We start from the raw sequence: 21,523 nt of genomic DNA, 5'->3' as shown, positions 1-21,523 counted from the left end.
ATGCGACAGGGGCTTACCCGCGCGATTGTGAATTAGCGGCAGCAATCCAAAAAGCGTGTTTCAAAAACAAACTCTTGCTCGAACGTGGCGGGCGCGGCGGCAATGTGGTTCGAATACTTTGTGCAGTGAACATCAACCAAGTCGAGTGCGAAGAGTTCATCAAACGCTTCAAACAATCCGTTGTAGATGCATTAAAAGCGGTACGTGGTTAATTAAAAGCAGTCGGATTTTGCAAAAGTTTTGCCAAAATTGACCGCTTAGTAATTACTCCCCTCTTTAGAAAAGAGGGACAAGGAGGAAAATTTGATTACAATGTTTAATTACTCACAAGGTTGAATTTTCTTCTGCCAAATCTCCCCTAACCCCTCTTTGATAAAGAGGGGAATTTTTTAGGAAATTAGATAATAATGTCAAACCTCGAACAACACAAACAAGCCTTGTTTTGCAACGATAGCAAAGCAATCACTGACTACGAAACTGCAATGCACAATGCGGTGCAAGCGGTCTCTTCTTGGCTGAAAAATGAAAAAATGTACACTGGCGGTTCTATCAAGCAGATGAGAGCTTTGGTGGACGGCTTCAAACCGACCAAAGAAGGTGTGGGCGTACAGAAATCACTCGATCACTTAGTAGAAATTTTCCTTAATCCAAGTTTGAAAGTGCATCACCCGCACTCACTTGCTCACTTACACTGCCCAACAATGGTCGCAAGCCAAATTGCGGAAGTGTTGATTAATGCCACCAACCAATCTATGGACTCTTGGGATCAAAGCCCTGCGGGTTCGATTATGGAGGAGCATTTGATCAACTGGCTCCGCCAAAAAGCGGGCTATGGGGAAGGCACTTCGGGTGTGTTTACTTCTGGCGGCACCCAATCTAACTTAATGGGCGTATTGTTGGCACGCGATTGGGCGATTGCAAACCACTGGAAAAACGAAGACGGCTCTGAATGGTCAGTACAACGTGATGGTATTCCTGCCGATGCCATGAAAAAAGTGAAAGTAATCTGCTCTGAAAACGCGCACTTCTCCGTACAAAAAAATATGGCGATGATGGGAATGGGTTTCCAATCTGTCGTGACCGTGCCATCAAATGCAAATGCTCAAATGGACGTAGCTGCTCTTGAACAAACACTTGCCCAATTGAAAACCGAAGGTAAAATCGCCGCTTGTATCGTGGCAACCGCAGGGACGACCGATGCAGGTGCAATTGATGATTTAAAAGCCATCCGCAAACTTGCTGATGAATATCAAGCGTGGTTACACGTTGATGCCGCCTGGGGCGGGGCATTATTACTTTCCAAAGATTACCGCCATTTCTTAGATGGTATTGAATTAACCGATTCCATCACGCTCGACTTCCACAAGCACTTCTTCCAAACAATCTCGTGTGGAGCGTTCTTGTTGAAAGATCCTGCGAATTATCGCTTTATCGACTACAAAGCCGACTACCTCAACTCAGAATATGATGAAGAGCACGGCGTACCAAACTTAGTGGCAAAATCGCTACAAACCACCCGCCGTTTTGATGCATTGAAATTGTGGTTCACCGTTGAAGCATTGGGCGAAGAACTTTACGCCTCAATGATCGACCACGGCGTAAAACTGACCAAAGAAGTGGAACAATACATCAACGACACCGCAGGCTTAGAAATTCTTGTGCCAAGCCAATTCGCTTCCGTGCTATTCCGCGTTGTGCCAGAAGGCTACCCAGCTGAATTTGTTGATGCCTTAAACCAAAACGTGGCAGATGAACTCTTTGCACGAGGCGAAGCGAATATTGGTGTGACCAAAGTAGGCGATAAACAGTCTTTAAAAATGACGACATTAAGCCCGATTGCAACTTTGGAAAATGTGAAAGCCTTGCTTGCACAAGTCTTAGTAGAAGCTAATCGCATTAAAGAGGCGATTGCTAATGGCACTTACATTCCACCGATTGATTAGTTAATTTACTAAGAAAAATAACCGCTTGTATTCAGATACAAGCGGTTATTTTGACATATAGGGCAAAATAGTTGATAAAATCTACAGCACTATAAATGTCTTATCTGTAATAAAACATTTACTTTTAGATCTAAATTAAATTCCGAGCAAATTTAGTTTGATAAAGCATATGGAATGCAAAAATACCCTCTATTTTTAGCTGCTTGTTTCCCAATATTAGTATTTATTTCGCTAAACATTTCGTAAACTCATCCGCAATGCCTTGCAAGAACTGAGGATAAGCTTCTGCACTCATCTTAACTTTCGCACCAAGTGGATCAAGCTGACCAACACCCACTTGTGTACCTTTGCTTAAACTTTCTACCACACGTGGTGTAAATTGCGGCTCAGCAAACAAGCAAACTGCTTTATGTTCCGCAATATGCTCTTTGATTTTCGCCAAAGTTTTCGCTCCAGGGGCAACAGTTGGGTTAATAGTAAATGAACCGAGCGAGTTTAAACCATAAGCTGATTCAAAATAACCGTAAGCTTCGTGAAAGGTATAGTAGCCTTTGCCTTTTACTGGCTCAAGCTGGGCTTTTAATTGCACAGTTTTGGCATCGACTGCGGCTTTAAATTTTGCCAAATTTTCTGCAATTTTTGCTTTTTTCGTTGGATACAATTGCGTTAAACGATCCGCAATTTGCTCTGCTGCAATTTTACTCGCATCGCTTGAAAGCCAAATATGCCAGTCGTGACTGTGGTCATGTCCATGATGATCATGACCATGGGCATGTTGATGATGCCCGTGATCGTGGTCATGGTCGTGATCTTCGTGATGTGTTGCTTCAATAATCTCTTCGATTGCAGGCACTTCACCCAATTCTAGCACTTTGCTTTCAGGTAATTTTTCAACCGATTTTTCTAAAAATGATTCAAGACCGTGCCCTACCCAAACCACTAATTCTGCTGATTTTAATTTTTCTACATCAGACGGTTTCAAACTGTAATCGTGCGGTGATGCACTCACAGGTAATAGCACTTGTGTTTCTGTCACACCATCAGTAATCGCATTCGCAATAAAACCAAGCGGTTTGATAGTGGTTAATACATCCGCATGAGCAAATGAAGTTGTGGCTAAAATTCCTGCTGTAAGTAACGTTTTTTTCATAATCCATCTCCTGTTAATAAAGCGTTAAGTTTGAGCATTCTAGCAGAATGATTTTAAATTGCCATTATTTTTTTATGGGCTTTTTAAGTTGGTATTCTCGATAATGATAAATTCTTTTTATACATCCAATTATTTCGTTATAATATCCAAAATGACCATCACGATAGTGGGACTAACAATGAAAAAAATACACTCATCTTTTATGCTATTTGTAGCATTATGTAGCATGCAGTCTATGGCAGAGCAACCTCATATCCAATCAAGTAACAGACAAATAACGCAACAATCATTAACACACCAGTTAGCGATAGCTTTAGCGAAAGAAGATAAAAAACAACTATCTGCTTTACAAGTAGCTTTTTTAAAGCAAAACGCATTATCTATTGAACAATTTCATAGACAAACTCAAATCACAGAAAATATTCTTACCCGGATTTTTAAAACAGATAAAAATCTCACCCCCAAATTTTTAGACTACCTCTATTTCGAACCAACTGAAAGCAATGATACTACTCTCAATAATGCAATGAAACAGAATTTACTTGTTTCTTTTTTCGCAAATGAGAAGGCTAAAATTTATATAAAACATAGTTCAAACACGCAAGCTTTTATTGATTTATTGCTTGAAAATGGTGCAAAATCTTCTCAACTTGTGCAAGTTGAAGGTTCAGCTAAAGCGATCTTGCAAAACATTGCTCAACAAATGCAACAGGATTTCTCTCCTAAAACAGTATTTTCAATTACGGAGAATCGCATTAGTTTAATAGTTCCTTCTTCACAGATAAAACCTCGTTTAGCATTGGCTAACGCTATTTTTGATAAACAATTCAAAGGGGTTGAAGTGGATGATTTTTCATATTTAGATCAACCTCGAAGCAATTTACAGCATAACAATCAAGCCATTCGTTATAAAACTTTCCAAGCTATGCTAGAAGGTTTGGAAAACTAATCTTACCTAACAGGAGTTTATTATGACCTTTAAGCTGAAAAAAAGCACAATGGCTATTTTTAGCATCACTACTGCTTTATTTGCAATGCCTACTATCGCAACAACATCAATGCCTGAACATAAGGCAGTAGAATTAAGCATTTTACATATTAACGATCACCATTCTTATTTAGAACCTCATGAAACCCGTATTCAACTTAATGGGAAACAAACCAAAGTTGATATTGGTGGCTTTTCAGCAGTAAATGCAAAATTAAAAGAATTACGTAAAAAATATAAAAATCCGCTTGTATTACATGCAGGTGATGCTATTACAGGCACACTTTATTTCACCTTATTTGGCGGTTCAGCTGATGCAGCAGTGATGAATGCTGGTAATTTTCACTATTTTACGTTAGGAAATCATGAGTTTGATGCGGGTAATGAAGGCTTATTAAAGCTCCTTGAACCACTAAAAATTCCTGTTTTATCTGCTAATGTGATCCCTGACAAAAGTTCTATTTTATATAACAAATGGAAGCCTTACGATATTTTTGCTGTTAATGGCGAGAAAATAGGCATTATTGGGCTAGATACCGTTAATAAAACGGTTAATTCATCATCACCTGGTAAAGATGTTAAATTCTACGATGAAGTGGTCACGGCTCAAATTATGGCAAATACCTTAAAATCGCAAGGCATTAACAAGATCATCTTACTTTCTCATGCAGGCAGTGAGAAAAATATCGAAATTGCTCAAAAAGTAAATGATATTGATATTATTGTTACAGGTGACTCTCATAATTTATACGGCAATGATGAACTGAGAGCATTAAAATTACCTGTGATTTATGAATATCCACTTGAGTTTAAATCTCCAAATGGTGAGCCTGTTTATGTCATGGAAGCCTGGGCATATTCTGCTGTAGTAGGCGATTTGGGTGTGAAATTTAGCAAAGATGGTATTGCAAGTATTACGAGAAAAATTCCTCACGTACTTATGAGTAGTAATAAACTGCAAGTAAAAGATAAAGAAGGAAAATGGAAAGAACTTGAAGGTGAAGAGCGTAAACAAGCTATTGATAGCCTAAAAGCAACGCCAAGTATCTCATTAGACTATAGTGATAAAACCACTGATAAAATCATTGCTAAATATCGTCATGAAAAAGACCAGTTAGCAAAAGAAGTGGTGGGTACTATCAACGGTAATGTTATGCCAGGTGGTTCTGACAACCGTATTCCAAATAAGGCAGGTTCAAACCCTGAAGGTTCAGTAGCAACACGCTTCATTGCAGAGACTATGTATAATGAACTTAAAAATGTTGATTTAACGATTCAAAATGCGGGTGGCGTTCGTTCAGATATAGTACCAGGAAATATTACTTTTAATGATGCTTATACCTTCTTACCTTTTGGTAATACATTATTTACCTATAAAATGGAAGGGGCATTAGTAAAACAAGTGATTGAAGATGCTTTGCAATTTTCTTTAGTTGATGGTTCAACGGGTGGTTTCCCATATGGAGCAGGTATTCGCTATGAAGCTAATGAAATGCCTAATGCAGAAGGAAAACGTTTAGTGAATGTGGAAGTATTTAATAAACAAACTCAACAATGGGAAGCTATAGATGATGCTAAACGTTATCTAGTCGGTACTAACTCATATATTGCAAGCGGTAAGGATGGTTATAAAACATTTGCAAAAATGTTTAACGATCCAAAATATGAAGGCACTGATACTTATCTGCCAGATGCTGAAAGTTTCATTAAATTTATGAAGAAAAATCCTTCTTTTGAATCTTATAGCACATCAAATGTGAAATTTAATGTAGTCAACGACATACTACCTAAAAAATAACTATCTCTACAAATAGATTGCGGTGTAGTAAGAAAGCTTACTACACATGCAATTTTATTTATAAAACGAGTTAATTTTGTCATTTGCGTTCAGCTATGCAAATGTGTAAACTTTGTAGTAATTGATTTCTTATTTTTGAGGCTTTTATGCAATTTCAAGATTATTTAGCAACCTTTCCTAGCATTGATCATCTTGCAAGTTTAGAAATTAAAAATAAATCAGATGAAGTAATTCATTATATTCCAGCAATTGAAGGGAAATTGGGCTCTTTAAAGCTATATAATGCATTATTTGCAAAATTTAATGGCAAATTAACCGCTTTAGCAGCCCAACAAGGGTTAGAGTGGTTTGCAGAACACGTAGAAGATGCAAAATTACATCATGGCAAACATCCTAATATTGATTTGCTTTTTGATGTAATTGAAAAAAATATCACTTTAACATTAGCCCCTATTAATAAAGCCTAACGATTGAATAACGAGGAGTTTTTATGAAATTATTAAAATCATTAGTAATTTTAGGTTTATCATCTTTAATAGCAGTAACAACTAGCCAAGCTGCAGAAAAACAAGTACCACAACAAACACAAAAACGCGATATAGCACTTGAGCGTTTTAACCAAAATGTAGGAATCCATCTTGTTTCACGAGGATTACAAGCAGATAAAAATAATCAACCTGTTGTAACACTAACTTATACTATTCAAAATAAAGGTCAAAATAAAATTAGGTCTCTAAATTGGGTATCTGCTTATCAAATTGAAAACAAAATTTTCTATGTGCGAGAACTCCCGATTAACTTTGAACCTTCACTGAATTCAAAACAACAGATTGATGTTACATTTAATGTACCTTTATCAGAAATGCCTGAACAAGCACAGCAATTATTTGCTAGCCGAGAAGCTAAAATTAGTGCCATCAATGGTGCTAAAAATGTTGTTTTTTCGAATGGCAAACGTATTGTTGTAGCTAAATAATAAAGCCTTTGTTTTAACATGAGCATCCCAATTAAATGTCAATAATTCGGATGCTTTTTCTATCTTTGAAAAAGTGATTATGCTCTAAACTTAGCCCACTTTTCCAACACAACGTCTTGTGCCCTTTCAGGCTGCAAACTATCTAACCACGTAATTTCACTTTGCCAACCACGTAACCAAGTGATTTGGCGTTTCGCAAGCTGGCGAGTAGCACAAATACCTTTGAAAATCGCTTCATCAAGCGAAATATCCCCTTGCAGATATTCCCATATTTGGCGGTAGCCCACACAACGAATAGACGGCAAATCAATATTCAAATCGCCACGCTCGAATAGTTTTCGTACTTCTTGTTCAAAACCAAGCACAATCATTTTATGGAAACGCTGCTCAATGCGTTGGTGTAATACAGTCCGATCTTCAGGGGCGATAGCAAATTGCAATACATCATAGGGCAAACTTTCGCCTTGTTGGGCAGTGAGTTCAGTCATCGTTTTACCAGTAATGTAGAACACTTCCAACGCACGGTTAATACGCTGGCTGTCGTTGGGATTGATACGATTTGCCGAAACAGGATCGATGACCATCAAATCTTTGTGCAAAGCTCCCCAGCCAAATTCTGCTGCTTTTTGTTCAATTTTAGCTCGTACTTCGCTGTCAGCAGAAGGTAGTGGCGAAAGCCCTTCAATCAAGGCTTTGTAATAAAGCATTGTGCCGCCAACAAGCAACGGAATTCGACCGCTTGCAGTGATTTCTGCCATCTCTTTTAAAGCATCGGCTCGGAAATTCATAGCGGAATAGCTTTCTGCTGGGTCTAAAATGTTGATCAAGCGGTGCGGTGCTTTTGCCAATTCTTCAGGGCTTGGCTTTGCTGTGCCGATATCCATTCCTTTATAAATCAAGGCGGAATCTACACTAATCACTTCCACAGGCAGGCTTTCACGCAAGGCAATTGCCAAGTCAGTTTTACCCGAAGCGGTCGGACCCATTAAAAAAATCGCTTTAGGTTTATTGTTCATCTTTTATTCTATTTTTATTCTGATCTGAGCGACATCTCGCCAATCGCAAAAGCATTCAATTCGCCATTTTGCTCAAGCAGTAGCTCGCCTTGTTCGTTAATACCACGTGAAGTACCGTGAATTTCGTGATCGTTGGCAATCAATTTAACGACTCGGTTTTGGAAAATATCGAATGCTTGCCAACGCTCTTGATAGTGAGAGAAGCCAACAAGCGGATAAATTTTCAAGTTTTTTTGCAATGCCTGCACTAAATTGCAGACGAGTTTATTACGGTCGAAATGGTATTGCGAAAGATCTGACCACGCTTGCGTGACGATTTTCTCATCCACTTGCGTCATCCCTAAATTCAGCCCGATCCCGATCACCAAATGAATACCCTCTCGGTTAGCTTTAGTTTCAATCAAAATCCCACCCATTTTTTTGCCTTGGTAATAGACGTCATTCGGCCATTTGATCTGAATATCTTGCACATTTTGGGCTTGTAGGGCTTCGGCAATAATAAGCGAAACCACCAAACTCAACGCGGGTAAATTCTCCAACTCTTCTTGCTTGTAATGCCATAAAATCGAAAAGTAGAGGTTCTGGCTTTCAGGCGAAAACCACGTTCTACCTCGTCTGCCACGCCCTGCGGTTTGGGTTTCCGCAAGACAAACCGTGCCTTGTTCTAACGTTTGATAATGTTCAAGCAAGTAAGCATTGGTAGAGTTAATTTCATCAAACACAAAGGCTTGCCCGCAAAGCAAGGCTTCTTGAATTTGCGATTGATTGAGTTTCATTTTTCTCTCATAGTTTGCATAAAAAATCACCTAGCAATGCGGTTGATCCACAATACTAGGTGAAAATCATATCATATTATTTAAGCTAAAATTAGGCTTTCGTTAAGTCTAAATCTTTGGTTTCTTTTGATGCCCATAAAGCGATAAAGGTAATCAATGCATTTACCGCTAAATAGATGCCGACACCTAAGATCCCGTAAGCGGCATTAATTTTGATCGCGAAGGTTGCCGCAATGGTTGCCCCCACAATTGACGCGAAGTTATATGCCAATGATGCACCAGAATAACGTACTTCTGTTGGGAATAATTCGGGAAGTAATGCTGCCATCGGACCGAAAGTGAAGCCCATTAACACCATACCCACGGCAAGGAAGAAGAACACTGACATTGGAGTACCGTTTGATAGGAATAATGGCATAGCTAAGCCGAAAATCCCCATTGCAAAGGTTACCCATAATAAGAATTTACGACGACCAATTCTGTCTGCATAAATGCCCGAAATGCTAGTAAAAATCGCAAATACGATAGCATTTAATAACAATAAGCCTGTAAATGTATTAGGTGCAATGCCTAAACCCATTGCGTGTCCTGCTTCAGAGAGTTTTGCTGGCGAGCGAGAATACACTTGTGCGAACGCCGTCATAATATAGAACAACACGTAAGTTGCCGTCATAATGAATGTACCAAGAATTAACGGTTTTAAATGATGACGGAAGACCACAGAAACAGGGGCTTTTTGCGTTTTGCCTTGTTGCTCAGCTTCGCGGAATACGTGGCTTTCGTGCAAGGTTAAACGCACCCATAAGCCCACCATAACCAACGCAATTGAAGAGATGAACGGAATACGCCAGCCCCATTCTACTAAGCCTTCATGACCTAAAAAGTAGCTTACTAAGAAAAATGAAGCATTTGCTATGAACAACCCAATCGGTGCACCTAATTGAGGGAAAGTACCGTACCACGCACGTTTGCCTTCAGGTGCATTTTCGGTTGCTACTAATGCTGCACCTCCCCATTCGCCGCCTAAGCCTAAACCTTGACCAACACGGCATAAGCAAAGTAAAACAGGTGCCCAAATGCCAATAGTTTCATAGTTTGGCAATAAACCGATCATCACGGTTGAACCGCCCATCAATAATAAAGAGGCAACTAAGGTTTTTTTACGACCGATTCTGTCACCGAAGTGTCCAAATAATGCAGAACCAATCGGGCGAGCAAAGAAAGCTAATGCTAAAGTAGAAAGGGAAAGTAGCTCATCAGAAACTGGATCGCCACTTTTAAAGAATTGCGTGTTAAAGACCAACACAGCCGCTGCTGCATAAATATAGTAATCGAAGAACTCGATTGCAGTGCCGATCATTGAGGCAATTGCCACTTTTTTCGGATCATTACGAAGTTGATTTGACATGTTGTTTTTCTCAATAAAGTAAAAAGTTCGCAAATCCTACCATTTAAAAATTCTGTGAGCAATATCATTAAAGCCCATAAAATCGGTAATGCTTTTATAAAATGTTGCAATTTTATACCTTATTAGAGAAAAATACTATATTTTACAATACAAACGGTTTCCTTATAGAGAATTGAATATTGATAGGTACCATAAAATTTTTTTAATCAATTAAGCGTTAAATATTATCTAGTAATCAACTCACTATCAATTTCGCCATTTTTGCCCATAAAACGCACTTCAGGGTGCAGCTCTACGCCAAATTTTTCACGCACTTGTTGGCGAACAGCTTTGGCTAAATTCACAACATCCATTCCTGTAGCGTTTTCTTTGTTAATCAACACCAACGCTTGTTGGGCATGCACGGCAGCTCCGCCCACTTGGAAGCCTTTTAAACCGCATTGGTCAATTAACCAACCTGCAGCGAGTTTGACCGTACCATCCGCTTGCGGATAGTTTGGAATGTTCGGATAAGCGGTCTGAATTTGCTGAAAAGTGGCAGCATCGATCACAGGGTTTTTGAAAAAACTGCCTGCATTACCAAATTCGTCTGGATTTGGTAATTTGCTCGAGCGCACAGCACACACCTCCTCAAACACTTGCTGAGCCGTTACTGTTTCAGGATCAAACTGTGCCAATGAACCATAATTCAGCACAGGTTTCCACGCTTTTGGCAATTTCAAACCAACTGCAATAATTGCATATTCGTCTTTGCATTCGTGCTTGAAAATGCTGTCTCGATAACCAAAACGACAGGCTTCTTTGCTTAAGCGGGAACGTTCGCCCGTTGGTAGATGCACAACATCGACAAAATCACATATATTCGCAAATTCCACGCCATAGGCACCGATGTTCTGAATTGGTGCCGAACCTGCCACACCTGGAATCAAAGCTAAATTTTCTAAGCCGTAAATGCTCAGTGAAAGTGCTATTTTTACGAGTTCGTGCCAATCCTGCCCGCCTTGCACGTGCAAATAGTGGAAGTCCGCATCTTCACGCTGTTCAATGCCTTGCATTTTATTGACCAGCACAACACCGTGGAAATCATCGATAAAAAGTACATTCGAGCCTTGCCCTAAAAGCAAAACAGGTTGATTAGCGTGAGTTGCGGTTTGCCACGCAGTTAAAAGCTGTTCGACATTAGTATATTCAATAATTTTGGAAGCCTTAACAGGCAGATGAAAGGTATGAAAAGGCGTTAAGTTTTGCATAATATTTGTTCAGTTAGAAAATTTCGGGCATTTTAACATAAATACACAGATTATTTGGTATTTGATATTTCCTAACATATGAATGTTTCTTTAAATAAGCGGTCGAATTCCTAGAAAATTTTGCAAATTCGCCACTTAGGTTTATACTTGCCACATTAAAACGAAAATAAAACGGAGCATATTATGCGTATTGATACCTCAGCACTTTGCGATATTTATTCAGACCAAGTTGATGTGGTTGAGCCAATCTTCTCAAGCTTTGGCGGTGCGTCTTCTTTCTGTGGTCAAATTACAACCGTAAAATGCTTTGAAAGTAACGGTTTAATTGAAAAAGTTTTGGAAGAAGAGGGTAACGGTCGAGTGCTACTCGTTGATGGCGGTGGTGCAGTGCGCCGTGCGTTGATTGATGCGGAGTTAGCACAATTAGCTGTCGATAATGGCTGGGAAGGTATTATTGTTTATGGTGCGGTGCGTCAGTTAGATGTGTTGGAAACCTTAGATATTGGCATTCACGCTTTAGCCCCGATCCCTGTTGGTGCGGACGATACCGAAATTGGCGAAATTGATACACCTGTGAATTTCGGTGGCGTAACATTCTTCCCAGAAGATTACGTGTATGCAGACTTAACGGGCATTATTCTTTCGCCTGAAGCGTTGGATTTAAACGAATTAGAAGAAGAGTAATTTTGCTTTTTTAATTAAAGATGCAAGCACCATGCTTGCATTTTTTATCGTAGGGTAGGCTTTATCCTACCGTTAAATATCAATATCATAAAATGGTGGGGTGAATCCCATCCTACGTTAGGAACTAAATTTGAACGACTTATTTATTATTGACTCCCACTGCCACCTTGATGGCTTAGACTATCAAACGCAACATAAAAGCGTGGATGAAGTGATCGAAAAAGCCAAAGCACGTGGCGTGGGACATATTGTTTCTGTTTGCACTACACTTGGACGTTTTGAGGCGATGAAACAGCTTACCGCTCATCGCAATGATGTTTCACTAAGCTGCGGTGTGCATCCGCTTAATGTAGATGAAGAACCTTTCGATTACGACAAACTCTTGGCTTATGCCCAAGACAATAAAGTCGTTGCCATTGGCGAAACAGGTTTAGATTACCACTACACACCTGAAACTAAAATGCTTCAACAAGAGCAATTTACGGCTCAAATTGATGTAGCGAAAAAGGTCAATAAACCGCTGATTATTCACACTCGTTCAGCACGCGAAGATACCATGAATATGCTTGAGCAAGGCGGTGCAGAACAATGTGGCGGTGTGTTACATTGTTTTACCGAAGATTATGCGATGGCAAAACGTGCATTGGATATTGGCTTTTATATTTCGATTTCGGGTATTATTACCTTCCGCAATGCAGAAGAATTACGGGATGTGGTCAGAAAACTACCGCTTGATCGCCTACTGGTCGAAACCGATTCACCGTATCTTGCGCCAATTCCTTACCGTGGCAAGCCAAATCAGCCAGCTTATGTGCGTGAAACGTGCGAGTATTTGGCAACGTTAAAAGGTGTTTCGACTGAAGAATTGGCTCGTATCACCACACAGAATGTGCAAAAATTATTCAAAATTAACGTGTAGGACTTAGTATGAAATCAATCCTCAAATATTTCTTATTTCTTGTTTCGCTCTCATTTTTCATCGTCATCGCAGGCACAGTAAACTACGTAATGCCAAGTTACGATGAAACGGTGGTAACTGGAATGGAAGTGCGCAGAATGGACAAAGATGGCGTCATCAGCAAATCTAACCCTGCAGATGGCGAAGTACGCGATGTATATTTCTTATTCACCGAGAATCCAGATAGCAAAAAAACCATGGTTTATCGTAATGAAGATACGGGCTGGGGATTGCCACCTTACTTCAAATTCGGTTCTGCTGATGTGCAGGCGAAAGCACAAGCCTATGCGAACGAGCATCAACGCGTACAAATCAAATATTACGGTTGGCGTATTAACTGGATGAATGAGTTTCGCAACGTAGTTTCTATCAAGCCACTTGCCGAAGGCGAAACGCTATCCCAACCGATTGTAAGCTATGTTTTATATGCCGTGCTTGCTTTCTTATTCTTCCTTTCTATCCAATTTATTCGTGGCGTTTTTCGTGATAAATAATCGCGAATCTACAATGTGATAAGAGATCACTACAGTATCTCTAAATTTACTCTCCAAAATATCGCCGACCTTTTTAGGTCGGCAAACCACAGTTTCTCGTTGCCTACTCACAAACCCAACACTAACATGTCGATGTAAACTAAAGTTACTGTTCCGTTTTCCCCCCCTAAAATATTAAAAATTTTCATAATCAATAAGAAAATTATGAGGTTGCATAATGTAAGAAAAAGTTAGAAGATGTGAACCAAGCAGTTTAGACGGCTAAACGTCTAAACAAACCCGATTTAAAATAGCAGGAGTACATTATGACAACAGCACACATCTTAGGCTTTCCTCGTGTAGGAGCAAAACGTGAATTAAAATTTGCACAAGAACGTTATTGGCGTAAAGAATTGGCCGAGCAAGATTTATTAGATTTAGCGAAAGCATTGCGTGAAAAAAACTGGAAACATCAAGCAGCGGCGAATGCAGATTTTGTTGCAGTGGGCGATTTCACGTTCTACGATCATATTTTAGATTTACAAGTGGCAACTGGGGCAATTCCTGCTCGTTTTGGTTTTGATAGCCAAAATTTAACCCTTGATCAATATTTCCAACTTGCACGTGGTAACAAAGATCAATTTGCGATTGAAATGACCAAATGGTTTGATACGAACTATCACTATTTAGTACCAGAATTCCAAAAAACGACCGCTTTCAAAGCTAACCCAGCACATTATGTAAACCAAATCCGTGAAGCAAAAACGTTAGGCTTAAACTTTAAACCTGTGATTGTTGGCCCATTAACATTCTTATGGTTAGGTAAAGAAAAAGGCGAAGCGTTTAACCGTTTCGATTTATTAAATCAATTAGTGCCTGTTTATGTTGAGATCTTAAATGTATTAGTCGCTGAAGGTGCGGAGTGGATTCAAATTGATGAACCTGCATTAGCATTGGATTTACCTACAGAATGGGTTGAAGCCTATAAATCTGTTTACGCTGAATTAAGCAAAGTGAACGCAAAATTATTGTTAGCCACTTATTTTGGTTCAGTTGCTGAACACGCTGAGTTATTAAAAACCTTACCTGTTGCGGGCTTACATTTAGATTTAGTACGTGCACCAGAACAGCTTGCGGCATTTGAAGATTACAGCAAAGTGTTATCAGCTGGTGTGATTGAAGGTCGTAATATCTGGCGTGCAAACTTAAACAAAGTGTTAGATGTATTAGAGCCATTAAAAGCGAAATTAGGCGAGCGTTTATGGATTGCACCAAGCTGTTCATTATTGCACACCCCATTTGATTTAGAAGTGGAAGAACAATTAAAAGAGAAAAATCCTGCACTTTATAGCTGGTTATCTTTCACGCTACAAAAAGTGGAAGAATTAAACGTATTAAAACAAGCGTTAAATAATGGTAGAGCTTCTGTGCAAGCAGCATTAGATGCAAGCCAAGCGGCAGCAGATGCACGTGCAACGTCAAAAGACATTCATCGCCCTGAAGTAACGGAGCGTTTAGCAAACTTACCAAAAGGTGCAGATCAGCGTAAATCGCCATTTGCAGAACGTATTGTTAAGCAAAATGCGTGGTTAAATTTACCGCTTCTGCCAACCACAAATATTGGTTCATTCCCGCAAACGACTGAAATTCGTCACGCTCGTGCTAGCTTCAAAAAAGGTGAGTTATCTCTCGCAGATTACGAAGCGGCAATGAAAAAAGAGATCGAATATGTGGTACGTCGCCAAGAAGAATTGGATTTAGATGTGTTAGTTCACGGCGAAGCAGAGCGTAACGACATGGTGGAATACTTTGGGGAATTATTAGACGGTTTCGCCTTCACTAAATTTGGTTGGGTACAAAGCTACGGGTCACGTTGTGTAAAACCACCAGTAATTTACGGTGATGTGACTCGCCCTGAGCCAATGACAGTACGTTGGTCTCAATATGCACAAAGTTTAACTAACCGTGTAATGAAAGGAATGCTTACAGGCCCTGTAACTATTTTACAATGGTCATTTGTGCGTAACGATATTCCACGTTCAACCGTATGTAAACAAATCGGCGTAGCGTTATCTGATGAAGTGTTAGATTTAGAAGCAGCAGGCATTAAAGTTATCCAAATTGATGAGCCAGCAATTCGTGAAGGTTTACCGCTTAAACGTGCTGATTGGGATGCATACTTACAATGGGCAGGCGAGGCATTCCGTTTAAGCTCAATGGGCGTGCAAGATGATACTCAAATTCACACTCACATGTGTTATTCTGAGTTTAACGATATTTTACCTGCGATTGCGGCATTAGATGCAGACGTAATTACCATCGAAACTTCACGTTCAGATATGGAATTATTAGATGCCTTTGTGAAATTCAACTATCCGAATGACATCGGTCCAGGCGTGTATGATATCCACAGCCCACGTGTACCAACCGCAGGTGAAATTGAACACTTATTACGCAAAGCGTTAAAAGTAATTCCAAAAGAACGTTTATGGGTAAACCCAGACTGCGGTTTAAAAACACGTGGTTGGGCAGAAACTATCGACCAATTAAAAGTGATGGTGGATGTAACCAAAAAATTACGTGCGGAATTAGCGTAATAAGCGGTAAAATTTAACTTATAATTTGCAAACACATAAATAAAACCGAGCTTTTAAAGCTCGGTTTTTTCTATTCAGTTCCGTTGTAACCGCTATATTAAGGTCAAAAAAGAGGGACAATTACATAACTATAAAATTTTTCATTATCTTCTAGTGACTAGATTACATAGAATAGTAAAACTTCTTTAATTCTAATCATTTGCAACCTCTATTGTTGCAAACCATTTGAAACTCTAGCATTAACCTGGCTTTTATTTTCTCTATACTTTTAATCTTTTGATTAAAATGTATTCATAAAATAACCACTTTTTGCTAAATTTAAAATATGAGGCACTTTTAGATCAATCTTATGAAAAAAACTGTATTTCGTCTTAATTTTTTAACCGCTTGTATTTCATTAGGGATAGCATCACAAGCATCGGCAGGACATACTTATTTTGGTATTAATTACCAATATTATCGTGATTTTGCCGAGAATAAAGGGAAGTTCACAGTTGGGGCTCAAAATATTGAGGTTTACAATAAAAATGGAAATTTAGTTGGCACATCGATGACAAAAGCACCGATGATTGATTTTTCTGTGGTGTCGCGCAACGGTGTGGCTGCATTAGTAGGCGATCAGTATATTGTGAGCGTGGCACATAACGGTGGATATAATAACGTTGATTTTGGAGCAGAAGGAAATAACCCCGATCAGCATCGTTTTAGTTATCAGATCGTAAAGCGGAATAATTATAAGCCAGATAAAAATAATCCTTATGATGGGGATTATCACATGCCTAGATTACATAAATTTGTCACTGATGCTGAGCCGATAGAAATGACAGAAACAATGCATGGAAATACGTATGCAGATCATACTAGATATCCTGAACGTGTTCGTATTGGTGCAGGTAGACAATGGTGGAGAACCGCTGAAGATCAAGAAAAGGGACGTAATAGCTCATATTGGATTGCTAGTGGCTATCAATGGAGAACTGCTGGCAACACGCATTCACAAGGTGGGGCTGGTAATGGTACGGTAAATTTAAATGGAGATCTAACAAAACCTAATGATTATGGACCTTTGCCAATTGCTGGTTCTTTAGGCGATAGTGGTTCCCCAATGTTTATTTATGATGCGGAAAAACGAAAATGGCTCATAAATGCTGTATTGCAAACAGGTAACCCTTTCTTGGGGGCGGGAAATGGATTCCAATTAATTAGAAAAGATTGGTTTTATGACAATGTCTTTTCAGAGGATTTACCTATAACATTTTTAGAACCAAGAAGTAACGGTCATTATTCATTTTCTTCAAATAATAATGGAACAGGTACGGTTACTCAAACGAATGAAAAAGTGAGTATGCCTCGATTTAAAGTCAGAACTGTTCAGTTATTTAACGAAGCATTAAAAGTAGAAGATAAAGAACCTGTTTATGCTGCAGGTGGTGTAAATGCTTATAAACCAAGACTAAATAATGGTAAAAATATCTCATTTATTGACCATGCAAAAGGTGAAGTCACTTTTACTAATAATATTAACCAAGGAGCAGGCGGTTTATATTTTGAAGGTGACTTTACAGTCTCTTCAGAAAATAATGCAACTTGGCAAGGAGCAGGCATACATGTAAGTGAAGATAGTACCGTTACTTGGAAAGTAAATGGTGTTGAAAATGATCGCCTTTCTAAAATTGGTAAAGGAACGTTACATATTCAAGCAAAAGGTAAAAACTTAGGCTCAATTAGTGTAGGTAACGGCAAGGTCATTTTAGATCAACAAGCCGATGATAATAATCAAAAACAAGCCTTTAAAGAAGTTGGCATTGTAAGCGGTAGAGCAACTGTTCAACTAAATAGTGCAGATCAAGTTGATCCTAACAATATTTATTTCGGCTTTCGTGGAGGACGATTAGATCTTAATGGTAACTCATTAACTTTCAAACGTATTCAAAATACTGACGAAGGAGCGATGTTAGTTAACCACAATGCAACTCAAGCATCAGAAATTATCATTACTGGCAGTGATACTACCAATAATCAAGGAGGCGACTTAACCAATAAACGAGATATTGCTTTTAATGGTTGGTTTGGTGATAAAGATGATACTAAAAATACTGGACGTTTGAATGTTAATTACAATCCGCTTAACAAAGATAATCACTTCCTTCTATCAGGTGGAACAAATTTAAAAGGGAATATTACCCAAAATGGCGGTAACTTAATTTTTAGTGGTCGTCCAACGCCTCATGCTTACAATCATTTAAATCAAAATCATGCCAAGATAGAAGGTTCAACTCGAGGAGAGGTCATCATCGATGATGATTGGATTAACCGCACGTTTACGGCTGAAAACCTCCAAATTAAAGGCGGGCAAGCGGTGGTTTCTCGCAATGTTTCTGCAATTAATGGTAATTGGACAATTAATAACAACGCCTCAGCAACTTTTGGTGTGACACCAAATCAAGAAAATTTAGTTTGCATTCGTTCTGATTGGGCAGGACTCACTCAATGTAAATCAGAAAAACTGACTAATGAAAAAACCATCAATTCGTTACCAAGAACAAAAGTAAATGGCAACGTGCAGTTATCTAATACCGCGAGCCTCGTTGCATCAGGATTCGTGGATTTAATTGGCAACGTGAATTTAACCGAACAGAGTCGATTTACCTTGAGTAACAACGCAACACAAACAGGAGCATTGCACTTGAGTAATCAGGCAAATGCCACGGTGAATAATGCAACTTTAACTGGCGATGTTCGTTTGAGTAATAACGCTCATTTTAATCTTATTAATACTCAATTTACCCATCAAATAAGCGGTGAAAATGGCTCTCAAGTCAGTTTGGATAATGCGAACTGGACAATGCCAGCAAACACAAGTTTAGGTAGTCTAGCACTCAATAATAGTGAAATTACGCTGAATCCTGATTTTGCGACTCAAACAAATAATAGCCAATTTAATACGCTTACTATCAACGGCAATTTAAGTGGCAATGGGACGTTTAATTATCGCACTTATCTGACTCAATATTTAGGCGATAAATTGCAAATTAATGGACGTGCACAAGGTGACTTTAAGCTTAATGTGCATAATACGGGGGCAGAACCCACAACACTTGAACAATTAACACTAGTTACCCTTAAACAAGCGGTAGATTCAGGCTTAAACTTTACCTTAGCCAATCAACACGTTGATGCAGGTACTTGGCGTTATGAGTTAATTAAAAAAGGGAATGAATATCGTCTATATAATCCAATTAAAGAACAAGAGTTAACTCAAAACTTAACCAATGAAGCTCAAAAGTTAAGCGAATTATTAGCGAAAAAAACGGCATTAACCGAAAAACGTCATGCTCAAGAAGAAAAAGTGCGGTCAAAAAGTTCAGTATTATCTGAAGCATTGCCTGATCAAAGCCATCTCAACACATTAAAAACGGAATTAGCAGCACTTCAACGTAACCAAAACGCAGCACAGGAAGTGCAAAATCAGAAAGAAATGGCACTAACCCAAGCACAAGCTACAGTACAAGCTGCTCAAGAAAAAGCACAGACTGCAACCAATGCGTACGAATCCGCTAAAAGCCTAGAAACTGCTCAAGCTTTAGATGAAGCAAATATTGCTTTAGCGACAGCACAGGTGAAAAAAGAGGAAGCTCAAATTGAGTTTGCCACAGCTAAACTGACACAGCTTAATCTTACAAAACAGCAACAAGAAAAAGCACTGGCTGTTGCTGAAGAAGAAAAAGTGTTATCTGAAAAAGGGGCATTTTTACAGGCTGAAAAGCAGGCTTTCTATTTTATGGTGTTATCACTTGAAGAAGTGAAAGAGGAGCTTATCATCGCAGAAGAGCTTCTCCGACAAGCACAAACTAACAATGCAGAATTGAAAGCGAAAAAAGCATTACTTGAACGCGACTTAAAAGAACAAGCTAATCAAAATAAAGAGGCTCAAACCTTCAAAACTACTCTTGCAGAAACACAGCAAGAGAAAGCAACCGCGGCTCAAGAAAAAGCAAAAGCAGCAGAACAAAATAATAGTAGCTTAAGTGCTCTTAATCTGGCAAATCAAGCTGTTATTGCTAAACAACAAGCGGTCGAAAATCTTAAAAATAGCACTAATGCACAAACTCAAGCATTAACGGCAGAGCAAGCAAAAGTCGAACAAGACAAAACGCAAGCAGAGCATCACAAAGCAAATGCTCAACAACGCCAAACCGTTGAGCAAACCATGCCAGTTACTGCTCAATTCCGCCAAGAGGAAGAGAAACGTATCGCGGAAGAAAAACGTGTAGCGGAAGAGAAACGTAAAGCTGAAGAAGCTCGCAAAGCGGAAGAAGCTCATAAGGTTGAAGAAGCTCGTAAAGCCGAAGAAGCTCGTAAGGCTGAAGAGGCTCGTAAAGCCGAAGAACAACGCAAAGCCGAAGAAGCAAAACGCTTAGCTGAAGAGCAACGTAAAGCCGAAGAAGCGAAACGCAAGCAAAAAGAGCTTATTAGTCGTTATTCAAATAGCGCTCTTTCTGAATTGTCTGCAACGGTAAATAGCATGCTTTCAGTTCAACATGAGCTTGATAGAGTTTTGGTTTCGGATTCAGATCTTTCGGTATGGACGAATATTACTCAAGATAAAAAACGTTATGATTCAGATGATTTCCGTGCTTATCAACAAAATATGAATTTACGCCAAATTGGTGTTAAGAAAAAAGTTGAGAATGGACGGTTTGGGGCGATTTTCTCACATAGTCGTGCTAATAATACCTTTGATGAGCAGATCTCTAATCAGATGGATCTCTCGATGGTGTCAGCATTTGCACAATATCAATGGCATAATTGGCAATTGGGTGTTAACGCTGGTTATGGGGTGAGTTCAAGTAAAATTTCAGGTGAACAAAGCCCAAAAATCCATCGTCGTGTGATGAATTATGGTCTTAATGCAAACTATCAGTTCCGTTTAGGAGAATTAGGTGTTCAGTCTCATCTTGGTGTAAATCGCCATTTTATTGAAGGCGAAAATTACCAATACGAAGGCGTGAATATCCAAACACCGAAAATAGCATTTAATAGTTATACTACAGGGGCTAAAGTAGATTACACCTTTACACCAGCTCAAGATGTAACAATTAAACCGTATTTCTCAATAAATTATGTCGATGCTTCAAATGCTCGCGTGCAAACTAAAATCAATCAGGCGACTTTACAACAACAGTTTGGGCGTTATTGGCAAAAAGAATTGGGTGTAAGTGGTGAGATCTCGCATTTCCATATGTCGGTATATGCGGCTCAATCTCAAGGTTCACAATTAAGTAAACAGAGAACAATTGGTGTGAAATTAGGGTATCGTTGGTAGCCTAGGATCTGTTCTTAAAGAGGCTTTTATGTTGTAACTGAAACAATGTAAAAGCCTCTTTTTTATTCTTTTCAACTGCATTTTTTCGCCTTTATCCGTTTTACGGATTCAAGTATAATACCAATATTTTTAATCACATTAGATCAACGATTATGAGTACAAAATTTAACGTAAAAACAT

The 21,523-nt window shown here is 39.0% G+C and carries 15 protein-coding genes and 1 pseudogene; 11 read left to right on the top strand and 5 right to left on the bottom strand.

What is annotated here, in order from left to right; all coding sequences use genetic code 11:
- A pseudogene (locus QMF79_RS04265) lies at positions 1 to 212 on the top strand (diaminobutyrate--2-oxoglutarate transaminase); the annotation flags it as partial.
- 195 nt (positions 213 to 407) lie between these two features.
- Positions 408 to 1,943 (top strand): L-2,4-diaminobutyrate decarboxylase, encoded by a 1,536-nt coding sequence (ddc, locus tag QMF79_RS04260; RefSeq protein WP_281772879.1) that lies wholly within the window; start codon positions 408 to 410, stop codon positions 1,941 to 1,943.
- A gap of 223 nt (positions 1,944 to 2,166) precedes the next feature.
- Here ddc and znuA read toward each other — a convergent pair whose 3' ends face one another.
- Complete coding sequence (gene znuA / locus QMF79_RS04255; protein WP_425591880.1) at positions 2,167 to 3,096, bottom strand: zinc ABC transporter substrate-binding protein ZnuA; 930 nt, start codon at positions 3,094 to 3,096, stop codon at positions 2,167 to 2,169.
- Positions 3,097 to 3,271: 175 nt separating this feature from the next.
- On the opposite strand from znuA, the gene QMF79_RS04250 reads away from it, so the two are divergent.
- From QMF79_RS04250 to QMF79_RS04235, 4 genes are all read left to right on the top strand, one after another.
- Positions 3,272 to 4,042: a hypothetical protein gene (locus QMF79_RS04250; RefSeq protein ID WP_425591879.1), complete on the top strand. Its 771-nt coding sequence runs from the start codon at positions 3,272 to 3,274 to the stop codon at positions 4,040 to 4,042.
- Between the two features lie 85 nt (positions 4,043 to 4,127).
- Positions 4,128 to 5,879 carry an NAD nucleotidase gene (gene nadN, locus QMF79_RS04245; RefSeq protein WP_281772880.1) on the top strand — a complete coding sequence of 584 codons (1,752 nt, stop codon included), beginning with the start codon at positions 4,128 to 4,130 and terminating at the stop codon, positions 5,877 to 5,879.
- 146 nt (positions 5,880 to 6,025) lie between these two features.
- Entirely contained in the window at positions 6,026 to 6,346 is a 321-nt protein-coding gene (locus tag QMF79_RS04240) for a DUF2322 family protein (RefSeq protein ID WP_281772877.1), read from the top strand.
- Positions 6,347 to 6,369: 23 nt separating this feature from the next.
- The gene (locus QMF79_RS04235; RefSeq protein ID WP_281772876.1) at positions 6,370 to 6,855 is read left to right on the top strand and encodes a hypothetical protein; all 486 of its coding nucleotides are present in this window, start codon (positions 6,370 to 6,372) and stop codon (positions 6,853 to 6,855) included.
- A gap of 77 nt (positions 6,856 to 6,932) precedes the next feature.
- On the opposite strand, the gene miaA is transcribed toward QMF79_RS04235, so the two are convergent.
- From miaA to murB, 4 genes are all read right to left on the bottom strand, one after another.
- Complete coding sequence (gene miaA, locus QMF79_RS04230) at positions 6,933 to 7,871, bottom strand: tRNA (adenosine(37)-N6)-dimethylallyltransferase MiaA (RefSeq protein WP_281772875.1); 939 nt, start codon at positions 7,869 to 7,871, stop codon at positions 6,933 to 6,935.
- Positions 7,872 to 7,885: 14 nt separating this feature from the next.
- The gene (locus tag QMF79_RS04225) at positions 7,886 to 8,647 is read right to left on the bottom strand and encodes a biotin--[acetyl-CoA-carboxylase] ligase (RefSeq protein WP_281772874.1); all 762 of its coding nucleotides are present in this window, start codon (positions 8,645 to 8,647) and stop codon (positions 7,886 to 7,888) included.
- A gap of 91 nt (positions 8,648 to 8,738) precedes the next feature.
- Complete coding sequence (locus QMF79_RS04220) at positions 8,739 to 10,055, bottom strand: MFS transporter (RefSeq protein WP_281772873.1); 1,317 nt, start codon at positions 10,053 to 10,055, stop codon at positions 8,739 to 8,741.
- A gap of 224 nt (positions 10,056 to 10,279) precedes the next feature.
- On the bottom strand, positions 10,280 to 11,305 hold the full coding sequence (gene murB / locus QMF79_RS04215; protein WP_281772872.1) for a UDP-N-acetylmuramate dehydrogenase: 1,026 nt from the start codon (positions 11,303 to 11,305) through the stop codon (positions 10,280 to 10,282).
- Between the two features lie 183 nt (positions 11,306 to 11,488).
- On the opposite strand from murB, the gene rraA reads away from it, so the two are divergent.
- The 5 genes from rraA (at position 11,489) to QMF79_RS04190 (ending at position 21,343) form a co-directional block, all read left to right on the top strand.
- A complete protein-coding gene (gene rraA / locus QMF79_RS04210) occupies positions 11,489 to 11,989 on the top strand; it encodes a ribonuclease E activity regulator RraA (protein WP_281772871.1) in 501 nt (166 codons plus the stop codon).
- A gap of 130 nt (positions 11,990 to 12,119) precedes the next feature.
- Positions 12,120 to 12,908, top strand: a complete 789-nt coding sequence (locus tag QMF79_RS04205) for a TatD family hydrolase (protein WP_281772870.1) — start codon at positions 12,120 to 12,122, stop codon at positions 12,906 to 12,908.
- An 8-nt stretch (positions 12,909 to 12,916) separates the two neighbouring features.
- Positions 12,917 to 13,441, top strand: a complete 525-nt coding sequence (locus tag QMF79_RS04200; protein ID WP_281772869.1) for a DUF1523 family protein — start codon at positions 12,917 to 12,919, stop codon at positions 13,439 to 13,441.
- 305 nt (positions 13,442 to 13,746) lie between these two features.
- Positions 13,747 to 16,017 (top strand): 5-methyltetrahydropteroyltriglutamate--homocysteine S-methyltransferase, encoded by a 2,271-nt coding sequence (metE, locus tag QMF79_RS04195; protein ID WP_281772868.1) that lies wholly within the window; start codon positions 13,747 to 13,749, stop codon positions 16,015 to 16,017.
- Positions 16,018 to 16,366: 349 nt separating this feature from the next.
- Positions 16,367 to 21,343, top strand: coding sequence for a S6 family peptidase (locus QMF79_RS04190; RefSeq protein WP_281772867.1), 4,977 nt, complete (start codon positions 16,367 to 16,369; stop codon positions 21,341 to 21,343).
- Positions 21,344 to 21,523 lie beyond the last annotated feature (180 nt).

It is taken from the genome of Pseudohaemophilus parahaemolyticus (genome assembly GCF_938021905.1).
Lineage (GTDB): Bacteria > Pseudomonadota > Gammaproteobacteria > Enterobacterales > Pasteurellaceae > Haemophilus_A > Haemophilus_A parahaemolyticus_B.
This window is presented reverse-complemented; position numbering and strand designations above follow the sequence as displayed.

What these genes read in the sequence shown, in the direction of transcription:
- ddc (WP_281772879.1), top strand. Translation starts at nt 408, where the DNA reads ATGTCAAACCTCGAACAACACAAACAAGCCTTGTTTTGCAACGATAGC.
- QMF79_RS04250 (WP_425591879.1), top strand. Translation starts at nt 3,272, where the DNA reads ATGAAAAAAATACACTCATCTTTTATGCTATTTGTAGCATTATGTAGC.
- nadN (WP_281772880.1), top strand. Translation starts at nt 4,128, where the DNA reads ATGCCTACTATCGCAACAACATCAATGCCTGAACATAAGGCAGTAGAA.
- QMF79_RS04240 (WP_281772877.1), top strand. Translation starts at nt 6,026, where the DNA reads ATGCAATTTCAAGATTATTTAGCAACCTTTCCTAGCATTGATCATCTT.
- QMF79_RS04235 (WP_281772876.1), top strand. Translation starts at nt 6,370, where the DNA reads ATGAAATTATTAAAATCATTAGTAATTTTAGGTTTATCATCTTTAATA.
- miaA (WP_281772875.1), bottom strand. Translation starts at nt 7,871, where the DNA reads ATGAACAATAAACCTAAAGCGATTTTTTTAATGGGTCCGACCGCTTCG.
- QMF79_RS04225 (WP_281772874.1), bottom strand. Translation starts at nt 8,647, where the DNA reads ATGAAACTCAATCAATCGCAAATTCAAGAAGCCTTGCTTTGCGGGCAA.
- QMF79_RS04220 (WP_281772873.1), bottom strand. Translation starts at nt 10,055, where the DNA reads ATGTCAAATCAACTTCGTAATGATCCGAAAAAAGTGGCAATTGCCTCA.
- murB (WP_281772872.1), bottom strand. Translation starts at nt 11,305, where the DNA reads ATGCAAAACTTAACGCCTTTTCATACCTTTCATCTGCCTGTTAAGGCT.
- rraA (WP_281772871.1), top strand. Translation starts at nt 11,489, where the DNA reads ATGCGTATTGATACCTCAGCACTTTGCGATATTTATTCAGACCAAGTT.
- QMF79_RS04200 (WP_281772869.1), top strand. Translation starts at nt 12,917, where the DNA reads ATGAAATCAATCCTCAAATATTTCTTATTTCTTGTTTCGCTCTCATTT.
- metE (WP_281772868.1), top strand. Translation starts at nt 13,747, where the DNA reads ATGACAACAGCACACATCTTAGGCTTTCCTCGTGTAGGAGCAAAACGT.
- QMF79_RS04190 (WP_281772867.1), top strand. Translation starts at nt 16,367, where the DNA reads ATGAAAAAAACTGTATTTCGTCTTAATTTTTTAACCGCTTGTATTTCA.